Genomic DNA, 25,110 nt, shown 5'->3' on the forward strand with positions numbered 1-25,110 from the left:
AGAACAAATTCGTTATTGCATGCTGCTCGCTGCTCTTTGTAGGAGCAGCCTTGTGCTGCGAATGGGCCGCAAAGCGGCCCCGGCCATTCATGTGCTATTTCTGAAACCCAGGGGCCGCTTCGCGCCCCATTCGCAGCACAAGGCTGCTCCTACAGGGCCAGGCATTGCCTGCTGTAATCAGTCAAACGGGGCGACCTTGGTCGCCCCGTTCGGGTTTACGCTTGCTTACTCCTGCGGGGCCTCTTCGGCACCCGCAGCGTCTTCATTGTCTGGCGCTTCAGCCTCGACGCCCTCCTCGTCCGTCTCGATCACATCATCGAGTTCGTCCTCGGACGGCTCCTGGATACGCTCCAGGCCCACCAGTGTCTCGTCAGCCGCCAGCTTGATCAGCGTAACACCCTGGGTGTTACGGCTCAGGCTGGACACCTCGCCAACCCGGGTACGCACCAGCGTGCCCTGGTCGGAAATCAACATGATCTCCTCGCCTTCTTGCACCTGGATAGCACCGACCAGCAGACCGTTGCGCCCTTTGGTACCCATGGCAATCACGCCCTGGCCACCACGGCCGCGACGCGGGAACTTGGACAGCGGGGTGCGCTTGCCGAAGCCACGCTCGGAGGCGGTGAGGATCTGCGCGCCGGACTCCGGGATCAGCATCGAAATGATCTGCTGGCCTTTGCCCAGTTTCATGCCGCGCACACCGCGGGCCGTACGGCCCATTTCACGCACGACGCTTTCGGCGAAGCGGATGACCTTGCCGGCGTCGGAGAACATCATGACTTCTTTGGCGCCGTCGGTGATGGCCGCCGCAATCAGGGTGTCGCCTTCCTTCAGCTTCAAGGCGATCAGGCCGTTGGAGCGCGGACGGGCGAACTGCACCAGCGGGGTCTTCTTGACGGTACCGGAGGCGGTGGCCATGAAGATGTAAGCGCCAGTCGGCTCTGCCACCCATTCTGCGGTGTCGCCGTCTTCTTCGTCGACTTCCTCGGCCTCTACCAGCTCACCCTCGAGCACGGTGTCATCAGCGTCTTCCAGTTCTTCGTCCAGGTCGGCGTTCTGCTGCAGCGCTTCGAGGTCGATCTGCAGCATGGCGGTGATGCGCTCACCCTCCTCCAGCGGCAGCAGGTTGACCAGCGGGCGACCACGGGCAGCGCGGGACGCTTCGGGGATTTCGTAGGTCTTCTTCCAGTACACCTTGCCCTTGCTGGAGAACAGCAACAGGGTGGCATGGCTGTTGGCAACCAACAGGTGCTCGATGTAGTCCTCGTCCTTCACGCCGGTTGCCGACTTGCCTTTGCCGCCACGGCGCTGGGCCTGGTAAGCGGACAATGGCTGGGTCTTGGCATAACCACCGTGGGAGATGGTAACCACGCGCTCTTCTTCCGGGATCATGTCGCCGTAGTTGAGGTCGTGGCTGGCATTGAGGATTTCGGTGCGGCGCACATCGCCGTACTCGGCACGGATGGCTTCCAGCTCTTCGCGGATCACTTCCATCAGGCGCTCGGCGCTGCTGAGGATGCGGATCAGCTCGCCGATCTGCTCGAGGATTTCCTGGTACTCGGCCAGCAGCTTCTCGTGCTCCAGGCCGGTCAGGCGGTGCAGGCGCAGGTCGAGAATGGCCTGGGCCTGCTCCGGCGACAGGAAGTACTTGCCATCATGCAGGCCGTACTGCTCCGGCAGGTCTTCAGGGCGGCAGGAATCGGCGCCGGCGCGCTCGACCATGACCTGCACGGCACTGGATTCCCACGGCGTGGAAACCAGGGCTTCCTTGGCCTCGGACGGGGTAGGCGAAGCCTTGATCAGGGCGATGACCGGGTCGATGTTGGACAGCGCAACCGCCTGGCCTTCAAGGATGTGGCCACGCTCACGGGCCTTGCGCAACTCGAATACGGTGCGGCGGGTCACCACTTCACGGCGGTGACGGACGAACGCTTCGAGCAGGTCCTTGAGGTTGAGCAGGCGCGGACGACCGTCGATCAGGGCGACCACGTTGATGCCAAACACGCTCTGCAGCTGGGTTTGCTGGTAGAGGTTGTTGAGCACCACCTCCGGCACCTCGCCGCGACGCAGCTCGATGACGATGCGCATGCCGTCCTTGTCGGACTCGTCGCGCAGCTCGGTGATGCCTTCGATCTTCTTCTCTTTTACCAGCTCGGCGATCTTTTCGATCAGGCGCGCTTTGTTCAGCTGGTACGGCAGCTCGGTGACGACGATCTGCTGACGGCCGCCCACCTTGTCGATGTCTTCGATCTCGGAGCGGGCGCGCATGTAGATGCGGCCACGACCGGTGCGATAGGCCTCGATGATGCCTTGGCGACCGTTGATGATGCCGGCAGTCGGGAAGTCTGGCCCAGGGATGAACTGCATCAGTTCATCGATGGTGACTTCCGGATTGTCGATCAGCGCCAGACAGCCGTCGATGACTTCACCGAGGTTGTGTGGCGGAATGTTGGTCGCCATGCCCACGGCGATTCCGCTGGAACCGTTGACCAGCAGGTTGGGAATACGGGTCGGCATGACCGCCGGGATCTGCTCGGTGCCGTCGTAGTTGGGCACCCAATCGACGGTTTCCTTGTGCAGGTCGGCCAGCAGCTCGTGAGCCAGCTTGGTCATGCGCACTTCGGTGTATCGCATGGCTGCGGCGTTGTCGCCGTCCACCGAACCGAAGTTGCCCTGGCCGTCGACCAGCAGGTAGCGCAGCGAGAACGGCTGGGCCATACGCACGATGGTGTCGTAGACCGCAGTGTCGCCGTGCGGGTGGTACTTACCGATCACGTCACCGACCACACGGGCGGATTTCTTGTACGGCTTGTTCCAGTCGTTGCCCAGTTCGCTCATCGCATAGAGAACGCGACGATGCACGGGCTTCAAGCCGTCACGCGCATCGGGCAGCGCTCGCCCGACAATCACGCTCATCGCGTAGTCGAGGTAAGACTGTCTCAGTTCGTCTTCGATATTGACCGGGAGGATTTCTTTGGCCAGTTCGCCCATGAGAAGCCTGATTCCTTTTTCTGGTGAAACTTCGCAGCTCCATCAAGGGCCGAACGAAGCTCGCCGCCGCAGCGTACAAGCGTGCGACGACTTACGACAAATCAATGAGTTGTGCCATGGATCTGCGCAATGAAGGCCGCCGTGATGGGCGGTCTTGGAAACTGCCGGATGTTATCACAAACGCGGGGGCGGTGGGGAGAGGTGGCCCGGGGTGCTTGCCTTGAATATTGTGTCGCCTGGGAGATCGAGCGCCGCCCGCGCGGCGCTCGATCTAAAAGGCGACAGACTTCTATCGCCATACACCCTCAGTGCAGGCGCTTGCGGCAAATCAACTGGGCCAGCTTGGCGGTATCCGGGCGCTCCACGATGCCGCGCTCGGTCACGATCACGTCGATCAGGTCGGCCGGGGTCACGTCGAACACCGGGTTGAAAACCTCCACATCCTTTACCGCCGGGGCACCGCCAAAGTCCAGCCACTCGTCGGCGTCACGCTCCTCCAGCGGAATATCCTCACCGGTGGCCAGGTTCAGGTCGATGCTGGTACTCGGCGCCACCACCATGAAGCGCACACCATGGTGCATGGCGCTGACCGCCAACTGGTAGGTGCCAATCTTGCTGGCCACGTCGCCATTGGCAGCGATGCAGTCCGCGCCCACCACCACCCAGGTGATGCCCTTGGTCTTCATCAGATGCGCCAGCGCCGAGTCAGCGCACAGGGTCACCGGAATTCCTTCGTTGGCCAGCTCCCAGGCCGTCAGGCGCGAGCCTTGCAGCCAAGGGCGAGTTTCGCCGGCATACACCCGCTCGACCATGCCCTCCAGGTAGCCGGCGCGAATTACCCCCAGCGCGGTGCCGAAACCGCCGCTGGCCAGGGCACCGGCATTGCCGTAGGTAAGCAGCGTCTGGGCATTGCCCTGATGACGGCGGATCAGCTCGATGCCTTGCTGGGCCATGGTCAGGTTGGCTTCACGGTCGCTTTCTTGGATAGCCACTGCTTCTGCCTCCAGCGCTGCCAGCACGTCTTCATCCGGGCGCAGACGCAGCAGGCGCTCACGCATGCGGTTCAGCGCCCAGAACAGGTTGGCCGCCGTGGGGCGTGCTTCGGCAAGGGTGAGAAAGTCCTCTTCCAGGTCCATTTCCCAGTCGCCACCCTCGGCCAGCCGCTCTTCCAGGGCCAGCACCAGGCCGTAGGCCGCGGCAATACCAATGGCCGAGGCGCCGCGCACCGCCATGTCGCGGATTGCCGCCGCCACCTGCGCAACATTGTCGCAGGCCAGCCAGCGTTCCTCCGACGGCAGCAGGCGCTGGTCGAGCAGGTGCAAGATGCCGCCCTGCCAGCGGATCCCGGTCACCTTCTCCGCCGCCAAAAGTCGCTCGCGCATCGCCTCTCCCCGTGGTTCGCATGTCAAAAGCCGGCGATTATAGCGAGCCTGGGGGCCGAGCGCTCGGGTATACTCCGGCGCAATTTTGCGAAGTTTCAGAGGACTGTTCAATGAGCAACGTCGACCGCGCCGAAATCGCCAAGTTCGAAGCGCTGGCCCACCGCTGGTGGGACCGCGAAAGCGAGTTCAAGCCGCTGCACGAAATCAACCCGCTGCGCGTCAACTGGATCGACGAGCGGGCTAGCCTGGCCGGCAAGAAAGTGCTGGACGTAGGCTGCGGCGGCGGCATCCTCAGCGAAGCCATGGCCCTGCGCGGCGCCACGGTAACCGGTATCGACATGGGCGAGGCACCCCTGGCCGTGGCCCAGCTGCACCAGCTGGAGTCTGGTGTACAGGTGGAATACCGGCAGATCACCGCCGAAGCCCTGGCCGAAGAAATGCCTGAACAGTTCGACGTGGTCACCTGCCTGGAAATGCTCGAACACGTGCCCGACCCATCCTCGGTGATTCGCGCCTGCTACCGCATGGTCAAGCCGGGCGGCCAGGTGTTCTTCTCCACCATCAACCGCAACCCCAAGGCCTACCTGCTGGCCATCGTCGGCGCCGAGTACATCCTGAAGATGCTGCCGCGCGGCACCCATGACTTCAAGAAGTTCATCCGCCCGTCCGAACTGGGCGCCTGGAGCCGCGATGCCGGCCTGCAGGTGAAGGACATCATCGGCCTCACCTACAACCCGCTGACCAAGCACTACAAGCTCAACAGCGACGTCGACGTCAACTACATGATCCAGACCCTGCGCGAGGAATGAGCATGCGTTTGCGAGCAGTACTCTTCGACATGGACGGCACCTTGCTCGACACGGCGCCGGACTTCATCGCCATCTGCCAGGCCATGCTCGCCGAGCGCGGCCTGCCGGCCATTGACGACAACCTGATCCGTGGCGTGATCTCTGGCGGCGCCCGCGCCATGGTTGCCACCACGTTTGCCATGGACCCGGAAGCCGAAGGCTTCGAGGCCCTGCGCCTGGAGTTTCTGGAGCGCTACCAGCGCGACTGCGCGGTACACAGCAAGCTGTTCGACGGCATGGCCGAGCTGCTGGCCGACATCGAGAAAGGCAACCTGCTGTGGGGCGTGGTCACCAACAAGCCGGTGCGCTTCGCCGAGCCGATCATGCAGCGGCTGGGCCTGGCCGAGCGCTCGGCACTGCTGATCTGCCCGGACCACGTGAAAAACAGCAAGCCTGACCCCGAGCCACTGACCCTGGCCTGCACGACGCTGGGCCTGGACCCTGCCAGCGTGCTGTTCGTTGGCGACGACCTGCGCGACATCGAGTCTGGCCGCGACGCCGGCACCCGCACGGCAGCCGTGCGCTACGGCTATATTCATCCAGAGGACAACCCCAACAACTGGGGCGCCGACGTGGTGGTGGACCACCCGCTGGAACTGCGCAAAGTGATCGACAGCGCGCTGTGTGGCTGCTGAACTAGAGACAGGGAATACACAATGTTCGACTACACCGCCCGTCCCGACCTGCTGCAAGGCCGGGTCATCCTGGTTACCGGCGCCGGCCGCGGCATCGGTGCTGCGGCCGCCAAGGCTTACGCGGCAGTGGGCGCCACCGTGCTGCTGCTGGGCAAGACCGAGGCCAACCTGAACGAGGTCTACGACCAGATCGAAGCCGCCGGGCACCCGCAACCGGTGGTCATCCCGTTCAACCTGGAAACCGCCCTGCCCCACCAGTACGACGAGCTGGCCGTGATGATCGAAGACCAGTTCGGCCGCCTGGACGGCCTGCTGAACAATGCCTCGATCATTGGCCCGCGCACGCCGCTGGAGCAGTTGTCGGGCGACAACTTCATGCGCGTGATGCACATCAACGTCGACGCCACCTTCATGCTCACCAGCACCTTGCTGCCCCTGCTGAAGCTGTCGGAGGACGCCTCGGTGGTGTTCACCAGCAGCAGCGTCGGGCGCAAAGGCCGGGCCTACTGGGGCGCTTATGGCGTGTCGAAGTTCGCCACCGAGGGCCTGATGCAGACCCTGGCCGACGAACTCGAAGGTGTGGCGCCAGTGCGCTCCAACAGCATCAACCCCGGCGCCACGCGCACGGCGATGCGGGCCCAGGCTTACCCCAGCGAAAACCCGCAGAGCAACCCGCTGCCTGAAGAGATCATGCCGGTGTACCTGTACCTGATGGGGCCGGACAGCAAGGCAGTGAACGGGCAGGCGCTCAACGCCCAGTAAGGCTTAAGATTGCCGGGGCTGCTTTGCAGCCCATTCGCGGCACAAGGCCGCTCCTACAGGGGAATGTACAACCCGACGGGCACGCTATCCCTGTAGGAGCGGCCTTGTGCCGCGAATGGGCCGGTACAGGCGGATGATCAGCCCGCCGCCAACGCCGGGCGCAAACGGCCTTGCTGGCGGCCTTCCAGCTGCATGCACCGCTCCAGGAACAGGTACATGCAGTCATAACTCTTGCAAATCGCCCTGCGCAACTCGGTACGCAGCCCCAGGGTCGGGTTCTCGCCGGCCAGGGTACAGATGATTTCCAGCGCCTCCCACGGGTGCGCATCGTCATACTGGGCATGCATCTTCAGCCACTTCATCGCCCGCTTGCGCTGGTCTTCCGGGAAACCCTGGGCATAGGTATCGGTCGAGCACACCACCGCCGACCATTCCCCGGTCGCCCCTTCGATGGCGTAGTTGGTCGCCGCCATGGAAATGGCCAGGTTCTCGGTGGCACACACGCGCCAGCACCAGTCGTTCAGGCCGTTAAGCTCGGGGGGCACTTCCTGAGCCTGCAGCTCATGCAGGTGCACGCCATGGGCATGGCACCAGTTCACCCAGTAGTCGGCATGGTTGAGCTCGACGCGGATGTTGCGCATCAGCCAGCGCCGCGCCATGTCTTCGCCCTGGTGGCGGCCATAGCGGGTCTTGGTCAGGTTATGGGCCATGTACAGCGAGAACTGCTCTACCACCGGCCAGCCACCGATCAGGTACTGACGAATGGTCGACTGCTTGAGCTGGCCGTCGCGCAGGCGCGCGTAGAATTCATGCTCCACCACCCGGCGCTTGCTCTCGCGGCAGTCTTCAATCAGTTGCTGGGCCCATTGGGGATAGCTGGCGGGGTCCATCAAAGGCCCGATACGAACGAATGCATCAATCACTTTCAGCTCCTTGATCCTTGTGATTTCTCGCTAGCGAAATGTGCCAGGCGCCCGCTGCAACAGAGGCCGGGCGGCGATCCGTTGGCGCTGCAGACTGTCACAGGTGAACACCTGGGGGCGTTCGATCAGGTAACCCTGGGCGTAATCCACGCCTATTTCCTGCAGGGCCTGCTCGATCAAGGGCGTTTCGACGAACTCGGCGATAGTGCGTTTGCCCATGACATGGCCGATGTGGTTGATCACCTCGACCATGGCCCTGTTGACCGGGTCGTCGAGCATGTCCTTGACGAAGCTGCCGTCGATCTTCAGGTAATCCACGGGCAGGTGCTTGAGGTAGGCGAACGACGACATGCCGGCGCAAAAGTCATCGAGGGAAAAGCGGCAGCCCAGCCCCTTCAACTCATTCATGAAGCGAATGGCGCTGCCCAAGTTGGCAATCGCGCTTGTTTCGGTAATTTCGAAGCAGATCATCCGTGGCGGAATGGCGTACTCGACAAATAACCTTTGCAGGTATTCGAGGAACTTGTCGTCGCCGATGCTCGACCCCGACAGGTTGATCGCGCAGATAGACAGCGGCCCTTCGCGGCCTTCGTCCAGGCACTGGCGTATAACCTGGAACACATTGCGCACCACCCAGCGGTCCAGCGCAGTCATCAGGCCGTAGCGTTCTGCCGCAGGAATGAAGCTGCTGGGCAGGATGGTGCGGCCACCTTCGTCGTGCAGGCGCAGCAGGATTTCTATGTGGCCTGGGCCCTCGAAAGTTTTAAGCGGGGCTATTTCCTGTGCGTAGAGGCAAAAGCGGTTTTCTTCCAGGGCCACGTGCAAGCGCTGGATCCAGGCCATTTCGCCAAAACGCATGGACAGCTCGCTGTCGTCGGCGTGGTACACCTGCACGCGGTTGCGCCCCTTCTCCTTGGCCATGTAGCAGGCCATGTCGGCGGCACGCAGCGAGGTTTCCAGGGTGCCCGGGCTTTGGGCGATGTGCACCAGGCCGATACTGACCGTGGTGACGAACGGCCGCCCCTTCCACACGAAGTGCAGGCTCTGCACCATCTGGCGCAGTTGCTCGGCAATGCGCTCGGCCTGGTCGGGCGGGCAGCTTTCCAGCAACACGCCAAACTCGTCGCCACCCAGCCGGGCCAGCGTGTCACCTTCGCGCAGGCCGGATTGCAGCACGGCGCAGATGTGCCGCAGCAATTCGTCGCCCGCGGCATGGCCGCAGGTGTCGTTCACCAGCTTGAACTGGTCGAGGTCCAGGAACATCAGCGAATGCCGCCCGGCCTGGCGCGCAAGGCCGTTCAGCGCCTGCTCCAGGCGGTATTCGAACTCACGGCGGTTGGCCAGCCCGGTCAGGGCGTCATGGGTCGCCTGCCATGACAAGTTGGCGATGTACTGGCGCTCCTGGGTCATGTCATGCAGCACCAGCACGATGCCACTGAGCTGGCCATCACTGACGATCGGCGAGCCCACCAGGTTGATCGACACGGTGCTGCCGTCCAGGCGCTGGATCAGCCGGGCATGCTCGGCGCCGCCCTTGAGGCTGCCGCTAAGCACCTGCTCGACCAGGCTACGGCCATCTTCCTCGGCCTGCTCGTCCACCAGGCTGAACAGGGCCGACAGCGGCAGGCCCTGCGCCTGGCCAGACTGCCAGTGGGTCAGTTGCTCGGCGGCCGGGTTCATGTAGCCGATGCAGCCCTCCACGTCGGTGGTAATGACCGCATCGCCAATGGCTTGCAAGGTGGTCTGCGCTCGCTCTTTCTCCTCCTGCAGGGCGGTGGCGAAGGCCTGGCGCTGGGCCAGCAGCTTGCTCGAGCGGCGCCAGGCGATGGCAATGAGGAACATCGCTGTCAGCAGGTTGGTGATCAGCAGTACCCGCAGCAACATGCGCGAACCTTCGCCCAAGGCATCGCTGAACGCTTTGGCAGCGGGCGTGACCCCTTCGTTGATGGTGACGATGCGGGCCTTCCACGCGTTGACTGCCTGGCCGTCGACCGGGCCACTGGCAAAGCTTTGGCGCATCTCGCCAGCCAGCACATCCAGCTTGGCCAGGTAGTCGTCGCCGATGTTCCAGTAGTCGATGGCTGTCTGCATATAGCTGATGTTGCGAAAGTTACGGTAGAACCAGATGATCCGCTCGACGTCGTCGGGGTGGTTGCCGCCTTGCAGTACAGCCTGGCGCGCGGCATCCAGGTCGGGGCTGGGCTGGTCGAGCACCTCGCGCAGCTGGTGGTCGCCCTGGGGCACGGTAATGGCTTGGCGATAACGCTGGTAAGTACTGTCGTCGCGGGTGTCGGCGTAAAGGTTCAGGTAATAGATGGCGTCTTTCTGCGCCTTGGACCACAGGCTTTCGCCCGCGACGTAGGCGCGCACGGCCGAAAGCGTATAAAGGCTGAGGCTGCCCAGCGCCACCTGGAAGACCACAACGGCGATGAAGGGCCAGGTGATGCCGAGCAACTTCGGCGCTTCGAGTGTGCGATGTCCCTTCATGGAGTCCCTGTCACAGAGCAGATAAGGCGCAAATCGACCCAGACAAGCACAGCGTAGGCCATCTGCCATCAACGTGACGGGGTTTTTTATGACAGGGGATCCCGCCGTTTCCGATTCTGTCGCCGCGCTTTCTGTAGGAGCGGCCTTGTGTCGCGAAAGGGCCGCAAAGCGGCCCCGGGATATCAGCGGTGGTGTGGAGATCTGGGGCCGCTTTGCGGCCCATCGCGACACAAGGCCGCTCCTACACCGACCGAGGTGGCGTTTCAGAATCAGCTTTGCTGCAGGTGCCCATAAAGCTTGGCATACAACCCACCCTCGGCAATCAGCTGCTGGTGGTCGCCATCTTCGGCCACATGCCCGCCATCGAACACCAGCACCCGGTCGGCCTGCTTCACCGCCGACAGCCGGTGGGCGATGATCAGCGTGGTGCGGCCGCTGAGGAAGCGCGCCAGGGCCTGGTGCAGGTTGTACTCGGTGGCGGCGTCCAGGGCCGAGGTGGCTTCGTCGAGGATGACCACCTTGGGCTCGGCCAGCACCATGCGGGCGATGGCCAGGCGCTGCCGCTGCCCGCCAGACAAGCGCACGCCGGAGCGCCCCACCACACTGTCCAGGCCCTGCGGCAAGGCGGCGATGGTGGCGTCCAGCTGGGCGATGCGCAGCGCGTGCCAGCAAGCGTCGTCGCTGCTGTCGCGGCCCATGGTCAGGTTGGCGCGTACGGTGTCATTGAACAGCGACGGGTGCTGCAACACCACCGCAACGTTTTCGCGCAGGGTTTCCAGGCCGATTTCCTGCAGGCTGGCACCGCCAAAGCGGATGGTCCCGGCCTGGGCGCTGTAGAGGCCCAGCAGCAGTTGCACCAAGGTGCTCTTGCCGCCGCCGCTGGCGCCGACAATCGCCACCTTTTCGCCCGGGGCAATGGACAGGTCGAGGTTCTCCAGCACGGGCTCGTCGGCATAGGCAAAGCGCAAGTCGCGCACCTCGATACCCACCGTCTCGCGGCCGGCGAACGGGTCGCTGGCGGCCGGGTACTGCGGCTCGTCATCGCGCGCCAGCAGCTCGTTGAGGCGGCTTAGCGCACCACCGGCGGCGTAGTAGGCATATTGCAGGTTGAGCAGTTGCTCCACCGGGCCGATCATGAACCACAGGTAGCTGAACACCGCCAGCATCTGGCCAATGGAAAGGTCGGAGAACAGCACGGTCAGCATGGCTGCGGCGCGGAAGATGTCGATACCGAACTGGAACAACAAGCCACTGGCACGGCCACTGGCATCGCTCTTCCACTGCGAATCCACGGCGTAGTCACGCACTTCGCGGGCGCGCAGGCCCAAACGGCCAAGGAAGTAGCCCTGACGGTTGCTGGCACGGATTTCCTGAATGGCATCGAGGGTTTCCGTCAGCGCCTGGGTAAAACGCGCGGTGCTGTCGTTCTCGAGTTTTTTCAGGTGTTTGACCCGTTTGCCCAACTGCACGGTGAAGTAGATCACCAGCGGGTTAAACAACAAGATCAGCAAGGCCAGCTGCCAGTGCATCCAGATCAGAATCGCCGCTGTGCCGGTCAGGGTCAGCATGGCCACCAGGAAGCGGCTGAGGGTTTCGCCCACGAACTTGTCGAGGGTGTCCAGGTCGGTGACCAGGTGGGTGGTTACCGTGCCACTGCCCAGGCTTTCGTATTCCTTCAGCGAAATGCGCTTGAGCCGCTCGATGAGGCGGATGCGCAGGCGGTAGACGATATCCTTGGCCAAACCGGCGAACAGCTTGGCCTGGATCACGTTGAACGCCAGCGCAGCCAGGCGCAGGCACAGAGTGAGCGCCAGCATCAGCCCGATATAGCCGGCTGCCACCTGCCAGTTGGAGGGCAGCAGGTGGTTCATCCACTTCAGCGCAGCATCGCCATGGCCCAGCAGGACTTCGTCCACCAACAGGGGCAACAGCAACGGAATGGGCACGCTGCAGCAAGCCGCCAGCACGGCGATGAGGTTGGCAGACCAGAGGTTCTTCTTGTGATGCAGGGCCAGGCGGCGGATTTCCGCCCAGCTCAGTCGATCGCCCGCAGTGTGAGGCTTGCCCGGCACCGGGTCGGGTGACCCAGGCACATCAAGCACAGGCGGCCTGCTGCAGCCAGCGGCCGAGCAAGGGTTGCAGGCGCTCCAGCGGCTGGTAGCCGTTGGTCAGCAGGGCCAGTTGGCCATTGCGCTCGGCCAGCAGGGTCGGAAAGCCGGCAATACCCAGGTCCTGGGCCCAGCTGAAATCGGCTGCGGTGGCGGCGCGGGTATCGGCGCGGGCGAAGGTTTCGGCAAACACGGTGCGGTCGAAGCCGCACTGCGAGGCCAGCTCGACCAGCTGCGGCGCCGTGGTCACGTCCACGCCCTGCTCGTAGAACGAACGCTGGATCAGCGCCAGCAGCGGCCAGACGCGTTCGGCGTCCAGCTCACGGGCAGTGACCAGGGCACGGCAGGCCGGCTCGGTGTCGTAGACGAAGCCCTCAGGCATGGCCCCTTCGAAACGAAACGGCTGCCCGGTGGCGTCGGCCACCGCCTGCCAGTGTTCGAGGATGTACTTGCGGGTGGCGCTGTCCAGGGCGCTGCCGCCGGTGCGCAGCCCACCCGGCACCACGCGGGTGACAACGCCCGCCTCACGCGCCTGGATGATCAGGGCGGCGGCTACCGGCGCGAAACCCCAGCACCAGGAGCACATCGGGTCCATCACATAAATCAGGCGTGCAGACATGCATCAGGCCTCGGCTTTGTAGTTGTAACCGATCGGGTGCGGCAGGTTGCGGGCCTTGGCCAGCTCGATCTGCTTCTGCCGGTCGATGGCACTGCGCCGGGTCTTCTCGCTCAGGGTGTCCCAGCAATGCGGGCAGCTGACACCTGGCGAATAGTGCTCGGACGCGCGCTCTTGTGCATTGATCGGGTGGCGGCAAGCGTGGCACTGGTCGTACTCGCCTTCGCTCAGGTCATGGCGCACCGTGACGCGGTTGTCGAAGACGAAGCAGTCGCCGTCCCACAGGCTTTCTTCCTGAGGCACTTCCTCGAAGTATTTCAGCACGCCACCTTTAAGATGATAGACCGCCTCGAAGCCTTCACCGAGCATGTAGCTGGAGGCTTTTTCGCAACGAATGCCGCCGGTGCAGAACATGGCCACTTTCTTGTGCTTGCTGGGGTCGAAGTTGGCCTTGATGTACTCGGGGAACTCGCGGAAGGTTTCGGTCTTCGGGTCCATCGCGCCCTTGAAGGTGCCGATGGCCACTTCGTAGTCGTTGCGGGTGTCGATCAGCAGCACTTCCGGGTCGCTGATCAGCGCGTTCCAGTCCTTGGGCTCGACATAGGTGCCGACCGCCTGATTCGGGTCCACGCCTGGCACGCCGAGGGTGACGATCTCTTTCTTGAGCTTGACCTTGGTGCGGTAGAACGGCTGCTCATCGCAGTACGACTCTTTATGGTCGACATCGGCCAGGCGCGGGTCGTTGCGCAGCCAGGCCAGCAGGCCGTCGATGCCTTCGCGGGTGGCCGACACGGTGCCGTTGATGCCTTCGTGGGCCAGCAGCAGGGTGCCTTTGACGTCATTGTCGAGCATGGCCTTGAGCAGCGGCTCGCGCAGCTCGACGTAGTCTTGCAGGGTGACGAATTTGTACAGCGCCGCGACGACGATAGGTTGTGACATGAAGCGGGTTCTCCAGGTGGTTGCCCTCGTAAGGGGCGGACCGGGTTTGACAAAAAGCAGGGGGCGCTTTGCGCCCCATTCGCGGCACAAGGCCGCTCCTACAGGGAAATACACAACCCAACGGGCGGTGCAATCCCTGTAGGAGCGGCCTTGTGCCGCGAATGGGCCGCACAGCGGCCCCCTTGGATGGTACGGATTCTACCAGAACGACAAAAAGGTTTCAGTGCCCGCCGCCGGCGCACACCGGCGAGGCCGGCGCCACGCCGACCTTGGCCCACTCTTCGGCGGTGTAGGTATGAATGGCCAAGGCATGGATCTGGCCCATCAGCTCACCCATGGTGGCGTACACCTTCTGGTGGCGCTTGACGCTGTTCAACCCGGCAAACTGCTCGCTGACGATCACTGCCTTGTAGTGGGTCTCCTGACCACGACTGTGCATGTGGCTTTCGTCGAGCACCTGCAGGTGCTGCGGCGCCAGGGCGCCCAGCTGTTGTTCAATGCGCTGTTGCATGGTCATTGCGGCGTGCTCACTTCTTGGCAGGGACGGCAGCCTTGCCAGCGTTAGGGTCCAGTTCCTTGGTCATGTCTTCCAGCAGCTTGTTCACCACCGGCACTGCTGGCTCCAGGCTCTGCTGGGTCAGCTGGGCCGACTGCTGGGTAACCTTGGGCATTTCACGCAGGACTTTCTTGCCCAGCGGCGATTCGTAGAACTTGACCAGGTCTTTCAGCTCTTGCTCGGTGAAGGTCTGGGTGTACAGGTCGACCATCTTCGGCTTCAGCTTGTTCCAGCCGATGGCGCTGTCCAGCGCGGCGTTGGCTTTGGCCTGGTAGCTTGCCAGCACTGGCTGTTTGGCGGCCGGGGCCTTGGTTTGAGCGAAGCGCTGGGCGAACATCTGTTGGACCTGCATGTACACCGGGGTGCCCAGCTTGTCGGCGTTGGCCAGGGTCAGGAATTTCTCGGCAGCAGCGTTGTGGCTGGCGGTGGCAGCGAGCACCTGGCCGCTGGCGCAAGCCAGGGCAACGGCGGCACAAAGGACACGGAGACGGGTCATTGCATTTCCTTCAAGAAGAGGGAGGCGGGTACCTCAGAGTAGAGCATTCTGCGCCGTGGTGGCGATGTGCTCAAGTGGCACGACGAGCGATGGAACCGCTTGGTCGAATCAGGGCCTAAACTGCGATTTCGAACTACACGGGAGTGAGTACAGAATGAGCCGTATCGAGACAGACAGCCTGGGCCCGGTCGAAGTTCCTGAAGACGCGTACTGGGGTGCGCAGACCCAGCGCTCGCTGATCAATTTCGCCATTGGCAAGGAACGCATGCCCCTCGCGGTGCTGCACGCCCTGGCGCTGATCAAGAAGGCCGCGGCACGCGTCAACGACCGCAACGGCGACCTGCCGGCCGACATCGCCCGGCTGATCGAACAAGCCGCCGACGAAGTGCTGGATGGCCAGCACGACGACCAGTTTCCGTTGGTCGTCTGGCAGACCGGGAGCGGCACGCAAAGCAACATGAACGTCAACGAGGTGATCGCCGGGCGCGCCAACGAACTGGCCGGCAAAGGCCGAGGCGGCAAAGCGCCAGTACACCCCAACGACCACGTCAACCGCTCGCAAAGTTCCAACGATTGCTTCCCCACAGCCATGCACATTGCGGCTGCGCAGGCGGTGCACGAGCAACTGCTGCCAGCCATCGTCGAGCTGTCGTCGGGGCTTGCCGAGCTGTCGGCGCGCCACCACAAGCTGGTGAAGACCGGCCGCACGCACATGATGGACGCCACGCCGATTACCTTCGGCCAGGAGGTGTCCGCTTTCGTCGCCCAGCTCGACTATGCCCAGCGCGCCATCCGCGCCACCCTGCCGGCGGTGTGCGAACTGGCCCAGGGCGGCACCGCCGTGGGTACCGGGCTTAACGCCCCGCACGGCTTTGCCGAAGCCATCGCCGCCGAGCTGGCGGCACTGTCCGGCCTGCCATTTGTCACGGCGCCGAACAAGTTCGCCGCCCTCGCCGGCCACGAGCCGCTCACCAGCCTGGCGGGCGCCCTGAAAACCCTGGCCGTGGCGCTGATGAAAATCGCCAACGACCTGCGATTGCTGGGCTCGGGCCCACGCGCCGGTTTGGCCGAAGTACGCCTGCCGGCCAACGAACCGGGCAGTTCGATCATGCCGGGCAAGGTCAACCCTACCCAATGCGAGGCGCTGTCGATGCTGGCCTGCCAGGTGCTGGGCAACGATGCGGCCATCGGTTTTGCCGCCAGCCAGGGGCATTTGCAGTTGAACGTGTTCAAGCCGGTGATCATCCACAACCTGTTGCAGTCGATCGAACTGCTAGCGGATGGCTGCCGCAACTTCCAGTTGCACTGCGTGGCGGGCATCGAGCCCGATGCCGAGCAAATGGCCGCGCACCTGGAGCGGGGCCTGATGCTGGTGACGGCGTTGAATCCGCATATCGGCTATGACAAGGCGGCGGAAATTGCCAAGAAAGCTTATAGCGAGGGCAAGACCTTGCGCGAGGCTGCGCTGGAGTTGAAGTACCTGACCAATGAGCAGTTCGACCAGTGGGTGCGGCCGGAGAACATGCTGGCGCCGGGTGGCAAGGGCTGACAGCTCGGGTATCGCCCCCTGTATCGCCCCCTGTAGGAGCGGCCTCGCGTCGCGATGGGCTGCGCAGCAGCCCCAGAAATCTCGGCAGTGACATGGATTTTGGGGCTGCTGCGCAGCCCATCGCGACACAAGGCCGCTCCTACAGAGAACGCGCAACTTTCTTGAACTTGCGGGCGCGCCAACTGGCCACCAGCGATGGCCCCAGCGCCACCAGCGCCGAGCCGAACACCACGGTCACCGCCCCTACATAACCCAGGGCATTGATGTCTTCGGCGTGCACATACTCCGGCCACACCATTGCCGCCAGCGCCACCGCGATAAAGGTCACCAGCGGTGTCAACGCCAGGGTGGCACTCACCCGCGACGCCTCCCAGTGCGCCAGCGCCTCGGCAAACGCGCCGTAGGCCACCAGGGTATTCAGGCAGCAGGCCAGCAACAGCCAGCCTTGCACCGGGGTCAGTTGCAACGCCTCCAGCGGGTGTACCCAAGGCGTGAGCAGCGCAGCGCAACTGAGGTAGATCACCATCATCACCTGCTGTGAGTTCCATACCGTCAACAGTTGCTTCTGGCTGAGGGCGTAGAACACCCAGATGCTGGTGGCCAGCAGAATGGTCAGCACCCCGGTGGTGTAGGTGCCCAATGAAGTCAGCAGCTCTTCGAGGCGCTGGTTGAAGAACAGGCCGAAACCCGCCAGCAGTATCAGCAGGCCCACGCCCTGCCCCAGGCTGAAGCGCTCGCGGAACACGAACACGCTGGCCACCAGTAACAGCACCGGGCCTACCTGCACCACCAGTTGCGCGGTGCCGGGGCTGAGCAGGTTGAGGCCGATCAGGTACAGCACGTAGTTGCCCATCAGGCCAAGCACGGCCACCGCTACCAGGCCTTTGCCCCTGGGTGCCAGCCGGGTGAACGATGGCAAGCGTCGCTTGGCTGCCAGCCAGGCGAACAGCAGGCCACCGGAAACCAGCAGGCGGTACCAGGTGACGGTGATCGGGTCGATCACCTGCAGTACCTGCTTGAGCTTGATCGGCAAGATGCCCCAGAGCAATGCGGTCAGAAGTGCCAGGAACAGGCCATAGCTCCAGCGGCCGGAAGTGGTGTGCATAGTGTCCTCGATCAAGCCCGTGGTGGGGGTGACTGAATTCTACGGGCTTGGAGGGCAGTGACGGGGAAGAGTGCCAAGAAAAGAATTCATCAGGTCATTCTTGTGTGGCATGGCTTGGCAGGTGTGCAGCCTGTTCTGGCCTCTTCGCGGGTGAACCCGCTCCCACAGGGACTGCACAATGGCCAATCCTGTGATCATCCTGTGGGAGCGGGTTCACCCGCGAAGAGGCCAGAACAGGCAATCAAAAGCCCTGGCTATTTCTTGTCCTTGGCAAATGCCGCCTCTAGCGCCTGGTTGATGGTGCGCAGCACCTTGACCCGCGCCCAGCGCTTGTCGTTGGCCTCCACCAGCGTCCATGGCGCAATCTCGCTGCTGGTGCGGTCGACCATGTCGCCCACCGCCTGGGCATAGTCGTCCCACTTGTCGCGGTTGCGCCAGTCGTCCTCGGTGATCTTGTAGCGCTTGAACGGGATCTGCTCACGCTCCTGAAAACGCTCCAGCTGGGTCTGCTGGTCGATCGCCAGCCAGAACTTCACCACTACCACCCCGGCATTCACCAACTGCTCTTCAAAGTCGTTGATCTCGCTGTAGGCACGCATCCAGTCGGCCGGGCTGCAAAAACCCTCCACCCGCTCCACCAGCACCCGGCCATACCAGGAACGGTCGAAGATGGTGAACTTGCCGCGTGCCGGAATATGCCGCCAGAACCGCCACAGGTAGGGCTGCGCCCGCTCTTCTTCGGTGGGCGCGGCAATCGGCACGATGCGGTACTGGCGTGGGTCCAGTGCTGCCGCCACGCGGCGGATGGCACTGCCCTTGCCGGCAGCATCGTTGCCTTCGAACACGGCCACCAAGGCGTGCCGGCGCATGCGCTTGTCGCGCAGCAGGCCGGCCAGGCGGGCCTGCTCGGTGACCAGTTGCTCCTGGTAGTCGGCCTTGTCCAGGCGCAAGGTCATGTCCAGGGCGCCGAGCAGGCTGCGCTGGTCGATGCTGCGGCCCAGCGGGGCCACATTGCCCTGGTGCTTGCCCTTGGGGTTGTTGGCCAACGCGGCTTGCAGGCTGTCCAGCAGGATGCGCCCCACCGCAAGGCTGCGGTAATTCGGGTCTACCCCTTCGACGATGTGCCACGGCGCATAGTCGCGGCTGGTGCGGCGCAGCACGCGCTCGCCAAAGCGCACGAAACGGTCGTAGGTTTGCGACTGCTGCCAGTCCAGCGGGCTGATCTTCCAGCTGTGCAGCGGGTCGTCCTTGAGCGATTTCAGCCGTGCCTTCATCTGTTTCTTGGACAGGTGGAACCAGAACTTGATGATCAGCGCACCTTCATCGCACAGCATCTGCTCCAGGCGCTCGGCGCCCATGATCGCCTGATCGAGCACGGCATCCTTGAACACCCCGTGCACCCGCCCCTGCAGCATCTGGCTGTACCAGTTGCCAAAGAACACGCCCATCCGCCCCTTCGGCGGCAAAGCCCGCCAGTAACGCCAGGCGGGCGGCCGGGCCAGCTCTTCGTCAGTCTGCTGGTCGAAGGTGAGAACATCGATCATGCGCGGGTCCATCCACTCGTTGAGCAGCTTTACCGTCTCACCCTTGCCAGCGCCTTCGATGCCGTTGATCAGCACGATCACCGGGAAGCGCGCCTGCTGCTTGAGTTCGTACTGGGCTTCGAGCAGGGCCTCGCGTAATGCGGGTACCTCGGCGTCGTAAGCCTCCTTGTCGATGCTGTGGCCGATTTCGGCGGATTCGAACATGCACTGGCTCCTTCAATGGATAAGCAAGACTAGCGGATTTCATTTCTGCCTGTACTGACCTCTTCGCGAGTGAAGTCGCTCCCACAGGTAGGCGCGATGGCATAAAATCTTGCCATCCGCTGCAACCGAGCCAACCATGTCCACCCTCCTCCAGCACGCCCAGATCGACTGGGACGACCAGGGCCGCCCCCACTCGCGGCAATATGACGACGTCTATTTCGCGGTCAACGAAGGCATCGAAGAAACCAAGCATGTATTCCTCGGCCAGACCCGCCTGGCCGAGCGCTTTGCCAACCTAACGCCGCACAGCTGCATGGTGATAGGCGAAACCGGTTTTGGCACCGGCATGAATTTTTTCTGCGCCTGGCAGCTGTTTGACCAGCACGCGCACAGCGATGCGCGCCTGCACTTCGTCAGTGTCGAAAAATACCCCCTCGGGCACGCTGACATGGCCCGCGCAGTACGCCTGTGGCCTGAACTTGCCGCCTACACCGAGCCACTGCTTGAGCAATATGTGGCGGTGCACCCGGGCTTCCAGCAATTCACCTTCGCCGATGGCCGGGTCACCCTGACCCTGCTGATCGGTGACGTGCTCGAGCAACTGCCGCAACTCGATGCGCAGATCGATGTGTGGTTCCTCGACGGTTTCGCCCCGGCCAAAAACCCCGACATGTGGACCCCGGAGCTGTTCGCGCAGCTGGCGCGGTTATCGCACCCGGGTACTGTGCTGGGCACCTTCACCACCACCGGCTGGGTACGCCGCAGCCTGGTCGAAGCCGGTTTCGCCATGAAGAAGGTGCCAGGCATCGGCAAGAAGTGGGAGGTGATGAGCGGTGCCTACGTCGGCCCCCTACCAGCACCAGGCGCACCTTGGTACGCGCGCCCCGCCCCTGCGCAGGGGCCACGCGAGGCACTGGTGATCGGTGCAGGGCTGGCCGGCAGCACAACCGCTGCCAGCCTGGCCCGGCGTGGCTGGCAGGTCACCGTGCTGGAACGCCACAAAGCCCCGGCCCAGGAAGCTTCGGGCAACCCGCAGGGAGTGCTGTACCTCAAGCTGTCCGCCCATGGCACCGCACTTTCACAGATGATCCTGTCCGGTTTCGGCTACACCCGGCGCCAGCTTGAACGCCTGCAGCGTGGCCGCGACTGGGATGCCTGCGGCGTGCTGCAACTGGCCTTCGACAACAAGGAAGCCGAGCGCCAAGACAAGCTGGCTGCCGCTTTCGACCACGATTTGCTGCATTCACTGGAGCGCGCCGAGGCTGAAGCCATCGCCGGCGTGGCCTTGCCGGCCGGCGGGTTGTTCTACCCCGAAGGCGGCTGGGTGCACCCACCTGCGTTGTGCCAGCAACAGCTGCAGCACCCAGGGATTCGACTGGTCACCCATCAGGAAGTGCTGGAGCTGCGCAAGGTCGACCAGCAGTGGCAGGCCTGGGCGGGTGACCGCCTGATTGCCAGCGCACCGGTGGTGATTCTGGCCGGTGCCGCCGAGGTAAAGCGCTTCGAGCCTTGCGCGCAACTGCCGCTCAAGCGCATCCGGGGGCAGATTACCCGCTTGCCGGCCACCGCCAGCAGCCGGGCGCTGCGCACCGTGGTGTGTGCGCAGGGCTACGTGGCGCCGCCGCGCGGGGATGAACATACGCTGGGCGCAAGCTTTGATTTCCACAGCGAAGACTTGGCGCCGACGCTGTCCGAGCACCAGGGCAACCTGGCGTTGCTGGACGAGATTTCCGTCGACCTGGCGCAGCGCCTGGGCACAGCCGCGTTGGCCACTGAGCAGTTGCAGGGGCGCGCGGCATTCCGTTGCACCAGCCCGGATTACCTGCCGATCGTGGGGCCGGTAGCTGATGTACAGGCATTTGCCGAGGCCTATGCGGTGTTGGGCCGGGATGCGCGGCTGGTGCCGGATGTAGCCTGCCCTTGGCTGGATGGGTTGTATGTGAACAGCGGGCATGGGTCGCGCGGGTTGATCACGGCGCCGCTCAGTGGCGAGCTGGTGGCGGCCTGGGTGTGTGGGGAACCGCTGCCGTTGCCGCGGGCAGTGGCAGAGGCGTGTCATCCGAACCGGTTTGCCTTGCGTAAGCTGATTCGGGGGAAGTAATCGGCCGGGGCTGCTACGCAGCCAATCGCCGGCAAGCCAGCTCCCACAGGGACCGCGCAAGGCATCAGGCCTGACGTGACCCGTGGGAGCTGGCTTGCCGGCGATTGGGCCGCACAGCGGCCCCATATAACAAATCGTTCTAAAACTCTCAAAAAGCACACCGGTCAGTTCCTTAAGGTGCCCTAATCCTGGGTACCCCCTCCCCAACGGAAAAACCGGTAAGGACTTATGTGCGGATTAGCAGGAGAGTTGCGTTTCACCCCCATCGACCAGGCCCCTCGCCCAGCCGACCTGGCTGCGGTAGAGCGCATCACGCATCACCTGGCGCCTCGCGGCCCGGATGCGTGGGGCTTCCATAGCCAGGGCCCTGTTGCCCTCGGCCACCGACGCCTGAAAATCATGGACTTGTCCGACGGCTCGGCGCAGCCGATGGTCGATAACACCCTGGGCCTGTCGCTGGCTTTCAACGGTGCCATCTACAACTTCCCCGAACTGCGCCAGGAGCTGCAGGACCTGGGCTACAGCTTCTGGTCCGACGGCGACACCGAGGTGCTGCTCAAGGGCTACCACGCCTGGGGCGCGGCCTTGCTGCCCAAGCTCAACGGCATGTTCGCCCTGGCCATCTGGGAGCGCGACAACCAGCGCCTGTTCCTGGCCCGCGACCGCCTGGGCGTCAAGCCCCTGTACCTGTCGCGCAATGGCGAACGCCTGCGTTTTGCCTCCACCCTGCCAGCGCTGCTCAAGGGCGGCGACATCGACCCGATGCTCGACCCGGTGGCGCTCAACCATTACCTGAACTTCCACGCTGTGGTGCCGGCGCCCCGTACCCTGCTGGCCAACGTGCAGAAGCTGGAGCCCGGCACCTGGATGCGCATCGACCGCCATGGCGAAGTAGAACGCCAGACCTGGTGGCAGCTGAAATACGGTGCCAACCCGGATGAACGTGAGCTGGACCTGGAAGGCTGGACCACCCGCGTGCTCGACGCCACCCGCGACGCCGTGGCCATCCGCCAACGTGCCGCCGTCGACGTCGGCGTGTTGTTGTCCGGTGGCGTCGACTCCAGCCTGCTGGTCGGCCTGCTGCGCGAAGCGGGCGTGGACGACCTGTCGACGTTCTCCATTGGCTTTGAAGATGCCGGTGGCGAACGTGGCGACGAGTTCCAGTATTCCGACCTGATCGCCAAGCACTACGGCACCCGCCACCATCAGCTGCGCATCGCCGAACACGAGATCATCGACCAGTTGCCGGCAGCATTCCGCGCCATGAGCGAGCCGATGGTCAGCCACGACTGTATCGCCTTCTACCTGCTGTCGCGGGAAGTGGCCAAGCATTGCAAGGGTGTGCAAAGCGGCCAGGGCGCCGATGAGCTGTTCGCCGGATACCACTGGTACCCGCAGGTGGACGGCGCCGATGACGCCTTTGCGGCTTACCGCGATGCCTTCTTCGACCGCAGCCACGCCGAATACCGCGACACCGTGCAGGCGCCCTGGCTGCTGGAAACCGACGCGGCCGGCGACTTCGTGCGCGAGCACTTCGCCCGCCCCGGCGCCCGCGACGCGGTGGACAAGGCCCTGCGCCTGGACAGCACGGTGATGCTGGTGGACGACCCGGTCAAGCGGGTGGACAACATGACCATGGCCTGGGGCCTGGAGGCGCGGACGCCGTTCCTCGACTACCGCCTGGTAGAGCTGTCGGCGCGTATCCCGGCACGCTTCAAGCTGCCCGACGGCGGCAAGCAGGTGCTCAAGCAGGCGGCGCGGCGGGTGATCCCGCATGAGGTGATCGACCGCAAGAAGGGCTACTTCCCGGTGCCGGGCCTTAAGCACCTGGAAGGCGCCACCCTGGGCTGGGTGCGTGAGCTGCTGACCGACCCCAGCCAGGACCGTGGGCTGTTCAACCCGGCCATGCTCGACCGCCTGCTGAGCAACCCGCACGGCCAGCTCACCCCACTTCGCGGCTCCAAACTGTGGCAGCTGGCGGCGCTGAACCTGTGGTTGAGCGAACAAGGAATCTGATCAATGAAACCCCATGAAATCGCTTACGGTCAGCGCCTGCTGCGCGGCCAGCCGCCGTCCTACGAGCGCCTGCAGGCGCGCCTGGCCGGCGACGGCAGCCAGCCACACGACCAGCCGCGCGCCGTGCACTGCGGTTGGGGCCGGCTGCTGATCGGCCACACTTACCCCGACCCGGCTTCCCTGGCCGAGGACTTGCTCGACGAGCGCCCTGGCGAACGTGACATTGCCTTGTACGTGGCCGCGCCCCAGCAATTGCTGGCCCAGGCCCCGCAGCAGCTGTTCCTTGACCCTTCTGACACCTTGCGCCTGTGGTTCACCGACTACCGCCCGGCGCAGCGGGTGTTCCGCGGCTTCCGCGTGCGCCGGGCGCAGAACCCTGCCGACTGGCAAGCGATCAACACCCTGTACCAAGCCCGCGGCATGCTGCCGGTCGACGCCGAGCTGCTTACGCCACGGCACCTGGGCGGACCGGTGTACTGGCTGGCCGAGGACGAAGACACCGGCGCGGTGATCGGCAGCGTCATGGGCCTGAACCACGCCAAGGCGTTCGATGACCCCGAGCATGGCAGCAGCCTGTGGTGCCTGGCAGTGGACCCGCACTGCACCCGCCCTGGCGTGGGCGAGGTGCTGGTGCGCCACCTGATCGAGCACTTCATGAGCCGTGGCCTGGCTTACCTAGACCTGTCGGTGCTGCACGACAACCGCCAGGCCAAGCGCCTGTACGAGAAGCTGGGTTTTCGCAACCTGCCCACCTTTGCAGTCAAGCGCAAGAACGGCATCAACGAGCAGCTGTTTCTCGGGCCCGGGCCGCAAGCGGATCTCAACCCCTATGCCCGCATCATCGTCGATGAGGCCCTGCGCCGGGGCATCGAGGTGCAGGTGGATGACGCCGCCGCTGGCCTGTTCACCCTGAGCCTGGGCGGGCGGCGCATTCGCTGCCGTGAATCGCTCAGCGACCTGACCAGTGCCGTGACCATGACCTTGTGCCAAGACAAGCGCCTGACCCAGCACGCCCTGCGTAATGCCGGGCTGCAGGTGCCGGCGCAGCAGCTGGCGGGTAATGCCGACGACAACCTGGCATTTCTCGACGAGCATGGCGCGGTGGTGGTCAAGCCGGTCGACGGCGAGCAAGGCCAGGGCGTGGCGGTCAACCTGACCTGCATCGACGACATCACCCGCGCCGTGGCGCACGCTCGCCAGTTCGACAGCCGCGTGCTGCTGGAAAGCTTCCACGCAGGGCTAGACCTGCGCATTGTGGTGATCGGCTACGAAGTGGTGGCCGCAGCCATCCGTCACCCGGCGCAGGTGCTGGGCGATGGCAAACACAGCGTGCGCCAGTTGATAGAAGCCCAGAGCCGTCGGCGCCAGGCTGCCACCGGCGGCGAAAGCCGCATTCCGCTGGACGACGAAACCGAGCGCACCCTGCGAGCGGCGGGCTTTGCCTATGACGACGTATTGCCCGCCGGGCAGCGTCTGGCCGTGCGGCGCACCGCCAACCTGCACACCGGTGGCACCCTGGAAGATGTGACCGAACGCCTGCACCCGGTGCTGGCCGACGCGGCCGTGCGCGCTGCACGGGCGCTGGAAATTCCTGTGGTCGGGCTGGACTTCATGGTGCGCGATGCCGGGCAGCCGGAGTACGTGATCATCGAGGCCAACGAACGTGCCGGCCTGGCCAACCATGAACCACAGCCAACGGCCGAGCGCTTTATCGACCTGCTGTTTCCGCATAGCCGGCCTTTGGCGTAAACCAGTGCCGGCCTCTTCGCGGGTGAACCCGCTCCCACAGGGCTATCACCGCCTGGGAGGGCAGCGCCGTTCCTGTGGGAGCGGGTTTACCCGCGAAGA

The 25,110-nt window shown here is 64.1% G+C and carries 18 protein-coding genes; 7 read left to right on the plus strand and 11 right to left on the minus strand.

From position 1 onward, the window contains the following. Positions 1 to 225 precede the first annotated feature (225 nt). Together gyrA and mtnA are read right to left on the minus strand one after the other, a co-directional pair. Positions 226 to 2,991 carry a DNA gyrase subunit A gene (gyrA, locus tag ABI582_RS13610; protein ID WP_258655628.1) on the minus strand — a complete coding sequence of 922 codons (2,766 nt, stop codon included), beginning with the start codon at positions 2,989 to 2,991 and terminating at the stop codon, positions 226 to 228. Positions 2,992 to 3,296: 305 nt separating this feature from the next. Beyond that, positions 3,297 to 4,373, minus strand: coding sequence for an S-methyl-5-thioribose-1-phosphate isomerase (mtnA, locus tag ABI582_RS13615; protein ID WP_442119432.1), 1,077 nt, complete (start codon positions 4,371 to 4,373; stop codon positions 3,297 to 3,299). Between the two features lie 110 nt (positions 4,374 to 4,483). Here mtnA and ubiG point away from each other — a divergent pair, with 110 nt between their 5' ends. From ubiG to ABI582_RS13630, 3 genes are read left to right on the plus strand one after another with little or no spacing between them, the layout of a single operon-like run. Next, positions 4,484 to 5,182, plus strand: a complete 699-nt coding sequence (gene ubiG / locus ABI582_RS13620; protein ID WP_012271034.1) for a bifunctional 2-polyprenyl-6-hydroxyphenol methylase/3-demethylubiquinol 3-O-methyltransferase UbiG — start codon at positions 4,484 to 4,486, stop codon at positions 5,180 to 5,182. 2 nt (positions 5,183 to 5,184) lie between these two features. Then, the gene (gene mupP / locus ABI582_RS13625) at positions 5,185 to 5,856 is read left to right on the plus strand and encodes an N-acetylmuramic acid 6-phosphate phosphatase MupP (protein ID WP_258655626.1); all 672 of its coding nucleotides are present in this window, start codon (positions 5,185 to 5,187) and stop codon (positions 5,854 to 5,856) included. Between the two features lie 21 nt (positions 5,857 to 5,877). Continuing rightward, positions 5,878 to 6,618 (plus strand): YciK family oxidoreductase, encoded by a 741-nt coding sequence (locus ABI582_RS13630; RefSeq protein WP_442119433.1) that lies wholly within the window; start codon positions 5,878 to 5,880, stop codon positions 6,616 to 6,618. Between the two features lie 137 nt (positions 6,619 to 6,755). On the opposite strand, the gene ABI582_RS13635 is transcribed toward ABI582_RS13630, so the two are convergent. The 7 genes from ABI582_RS13635 to ABI582_RS13665 all read right to left on the minus strand — a co-directional run bounded on the left by ABI582_RS13635 (position 6,756) and on the right by ABI582_RS13665 (position 14,743). Then, positions 6,756 to 7,541 (minus strand): TenA family transcriptional regulator, encoded by a 786-nt coding sequence (locus ABI582_RS13635; RefSeq protein ID WP_442119434.1) that lies wholly within the window; start codon positions 7,539 to 7,541, stop codon positions 6,756 to 6,758. Positions 7,542 to 7,571: 30 nt separating this feature from the next. Beyond that, complete coding sequence (locus ABI582_RS13640) at positions 7,572 to 10,028, minus strand: EAL domain-containing protein (protein ID WP_338746400.1); 2,457 nt, start codon at positions 10,026 to 10,028, stop codon at positions 7,572 to 7,574. Positions 10,029 to 10,297: 269 nt separating this feature from the next. After that, entirely contained in the window at positions 10,298 to 12,130 is a 1,833-nt protein-coding gene (locus ABI582_RS13645) for an ABC transporter ATP-binding protein (protein ID WP_442119435.1), read from the minus strand. After that, positions 12,123 to 12,755 (minus strand): DsbA family protein, encoded by a 633-nt coding sequence (locus ABI582_RS13650; RefSeq protein ID WP_442119436.1) that lies wholly within the window; start codon positions 12,753 to 12,755, stop codon positions 12,123 to 12,125. Before ABI582_RS13650 ends, ABI582_RS13645 begins: the two co-directional genes overlap by 8 nt. A gap of 3 nt (positions 12,756 to 12,758) precedes the next feature. Next, positions 12,759 to 13,691, minus strand: a complete 933-nt coding sequence (trhO, locus tag ABI582_RS13655; RefSeq protein WP_338746397.1) for an oxygen-dependent tRNA uridine(34) hydroxylase TrhO — start codon at positions 13,689 to 13,691, stop codon at positions 12,759 to 12,761. A 220-nt stretch (positions 13,692 to 13,911) separates the two neighbouring features. Further along, positions 13,912 to 14,208: a BolA family protein gene (locus ABI582_RS13660; protein WP_016501024.1), complete on the minus strand. Its 297-nt coding sequence runs from the start codon at positions 14,206 to 14,208 to the stop codon at positions 13,912 to 13,914. Between the two features lie 10 nt (positions 14,209 to 14,218). Next, a complete protein-coding gene (locus ABI582_RS13665) occupies positions 14,219 to 14,743 on the minus strand; it encodes a DUF2059 domain-containing protein (RefSeq protein ID WP_019473006.1) in 525 nt (174 codons plus the stop codon). 154 nt (positions 14,744 to 14,897) lie between these two features. Here ABI582_RS13665 and ABI582_RS13670 point away from each other — a divergent pair, with 154 nt between their 5' ends. Next, positions 14,898 to 16,292, plus strand: a complete 1,395-nt coding sequence (locus ABI582_RS13670) for a class II fumarate hydratase (RefSeq protein WP_338746396.1) — start codon at positions 14,898 to 14,900, stop codon at positions 16,290 to 16,292. Positions 16,293 to 16,431: 139 nt separating this feature from the next. Here ABI582_RS13670 and ABI582_RS13675 read toward each other — a convergent pair whose 3' ends face one another. Together ABI582_RS13675 and pap are read right to left on the minus strand one after the other, a co-directional pair. Next, positions 16,432 to 17,397, minus strand: coding sequence for a DMT family transporter (locus ABI582_RS13675; RefSeq protein WP_442119437.1), 966 nt, complete (start codon positions 17,395 to 17,397; stop codon positions 16,432 to 16,434). Positions 17,398 to 17,651: 254 nt separating this feature from the next. Further along, positions 17,652 to 19,145: a polyphosphate:AMP phosphotransferase gene (gene pap, locus ABI582_RS13680; protein ID WP_338746394.1), complete on the minus strand. Its 1,494-nt coding sequence runs from the start codon at positions 19,143 to 19,145 to the stop codon at positions 17,652 to 17,654. A gap of 136 nt (positions 19,146 to 19,281) precedes the next feature. Between pap and mnmC the strand changes: the two genes are divergently transcribed. The 3 genes from mnmC to ngg all read left to right on the plus strand — a co-directional run bounded on the left by mnmC (position 19,282) and on the right by ngg (position 25,011). Beyond that, on the plus strand, positions 19,282 to 21,246 hold the full coding sequence (mnmC, locus tag ABI582_RS13685) for a bifunctional tRNA (5-methylaminomethyl-2-thiouridine)(34)-methyltransferase MnmD/FAD-dependent 5-carboxymethylaminomethyl-2-thiouridine(34) oxidoreductase MnmC (protein WP_442119438.1): 1,965 nt from the start codon (positions 19,282 to 19,284) through the stop codon (positions 21,244 to 21,246). 228 nt (positions 21,247 to 21,474) lie between these two features. Next, positions 21,475 to 23,262: an N-acetylglutaminylglutamine amidotransferase gene (locus ABI582_RS13690; RefSeq protein WP_442119439.1), complete on the plus strand. Its 1,788-nt coding sequence runs from the start codon at positions 21,475 to 21,477 to the stop codon at positions 23,260 to 23,262. Between the two features lie 3 nt (positions 23,263 to 23,265). Then, positions 23,266 to 25,011 carry an N-acetylglutaminylglutamine synthetase gene (gene ngg, locus ABI582_RS13695; protein WP_442119440.1) on the plus strand — a complete coding sequence of 582 codons (1,746 nt, stop codon included), beginning with the start codon at positions 23,266 to 23,268 and terminating at the stop codon, positions 25,009 to 25,011. The last annotated feature ends 99 nt before the right edge of the window (positions 25,012 to 25,110 follow it).

It is taken from the genome of Pseudomonas sp. SAS7, assembly GCF_052112345.1.
Lineage (GTDB): Bacteria > Pseudomonadota > Gammaproteobacteria > Pseudomonadales > Pseudomonadaceae > Aquipseudomonas > Aquipseudomonas putida_Q.